A 1,835-nucleotide genomic window follows, 5' to 3' on the forward strand; every position below is an offset into this window, starting at 1 on the left:
CTGTGTGTGCCTTGCATGCACTTCCAATTCCTCAAAAGTAGGAATTTTATCTAGAGGGTGCAAGTCCCTTATCGGCAAGTTGTTGATTTATATTGAGCTGATTAGCACGTGGCAAGCTCGGAAGAAGCGATTCTTTGAGTGAAGGAAGCCCAACGGCAAAAGTCTGTACCGAGGAACACAAAGCGCATAAGAGGCTAACTAAATTGGGTAAGTATGCACAGCAATACAAAGCCTAGAGACAACAGGTTTAGTTAGTAGATGTGTCGGGGATAGACGGAAAGAGGAAGTGCTTACCGAGGGAGGTCTTCACAACCACGGGTGGTTAGGTGGAGAAGTCAGCAGAAGTCATAGTACTTGGGGGAACGAGTTACCAATAGAAACGGTATAGGACTCACAAACAAGGAAGGACTGAACGCAAGTGGTTCTCAATTTCTAACGGAATGGCGTAAGTTATAGCCCTAGAAAATCGGAACAGGAAGGATTTAATGTAAAACAACAAGTATGATTGCACAAGTAACACATCCTTATAATCTCCAAAAGGCGCTACGTCAAGTAGTGGTCAACAAAGGCAGTGCGGGCGTTGATGGACTAAAAACCACTCAACTGGCGGATTATTTCCGTGAACATAAGTCTGCATTACTGGAAGATATTAAGAATGACCGTTATTTACCGCAAGCCATTCTTGGTGTGGAGATTCCAAAAGGAGATGGAAAATTCCGACTCTTAGGAATCCCAACAGTAGTCGACAGACTACTTCAACAAGCCGTATCGCAAGCGTTGATGCCGAGATTCGAAAAGGATTTTAGTGTGAATAGCTTCGGATTTCGACCCAACAAAAACGCCCGCCAAGCGGTAGGCAAAGCCTTGGGGAACATTCACGAAGGCTACAATTACATTGTAGATATTGACCTAAAGACCTTTTTCGATGAAGTCGACCATTGCTTGCTGCTGAACCTAATTTACCAAAAGGTAAAATGCCCAACAACTTTGCGATTAATCCGCAAATGGTTGCGAGTGCCAATACTCATCAAAGGAAAACTGGTCAAACGCAGAAAAGGAGTTCCGCAGGGAAGTCCGATAAGTCCGCTTTTGTCAAATATTCTGCTCCACGAATTGGACAAAGAACTGACGAGAAAAGGCTTGAAGTTTGTCCGCTATGCCGATGATTTCAGTATCTACACCAAATCGAGATACCAAGCCAAAACGGTTGGTAACGCTATCTTTCTGTTTTTGAGAGACAAGCTAAAATTGACTATTAATCTGGAAAAGAGCGGGATTAGAAAACCCATTCAGTTCACGATATTGGGATTTTCGTTCGCATCGACCTACCAAAAAGGGGTAAAAGGCAGGTATCAGTTAACAGTAGGGGACAAAGCTTGGGCAAAACTTAAGCAGAGTCTGAAAGAAGTGACCCGCAAAACCGCACCGAGAAGTTTCGAGGAACGCATCCGTAAAATCAATGAAATCCAACGAGGATGGTTAAACTATTTTCGAGGGACAAGTATTCAAGGAAAGTTACGAGATATTGATGGATGGTTGCGCAACAGACTGCGCTATTGCATCTGGACGGACTGGAAAAAGCCCGAACGCAAAAGGAAAAACCTGATGCGACTAGGGATTGACAAAGACCATGCTTATGCATGGAGCAGAACCAGAAAAGGAGGATGGCGCATTGCCCAAAGTCCAATTCTAACCACTACAATTACCCTACTGCGACTTAAGAAGAAAGGCTATCAATCAATGTTGGAGATTTACATGGAACTCAACCCATCACTTTGCGAACCGCCGTATACGAGACCCGTACGTACGGTGGTGTGAGAGGCGCACTCCGTTAG

1 protein-coding gene is annotated in these 1,835 nt (G+C 44.3%); it reads left to right on the forward strand.

What is annotated here, in order from left to right; genetic code table 11:
• The first annotated feature begins 501 nt into the window (after nucleotides 1-501).
• On the forward strand, nucleotides 502-1,818 hold the full coding sequence (gene ltrA, locus FNW38_RS17310; protein WP_144065107.1) for a group II intron reverse transcriptase/maturase: 1,317 nt from the start codon (nucleotides 502-504) through the stop codon (nucleotides 1,816-1,818).
• The last annotated feature ends 17 nt before the right edge of the window (nucleotides 1,819-1,835 follow it).

The organism is Flavobacterium gawalongense (genome assembly GCF_007097265.1).
GTDB lineage: Bacteria > Bacteroidota > Bacteroidia > Flavobacteriales > Flavobacteriaceae > Flavobacterium > Flavobacterium gawalongense.

What these genes read in the sequence shown, in the direction of transcription:
- ltrA (WP_144065107.1), top strand. Translation starts at nt 502, where the DNA reads ATGATTGCACAAGTAACACATCCTTATAATCTCCAAAAGGCGCTACGT.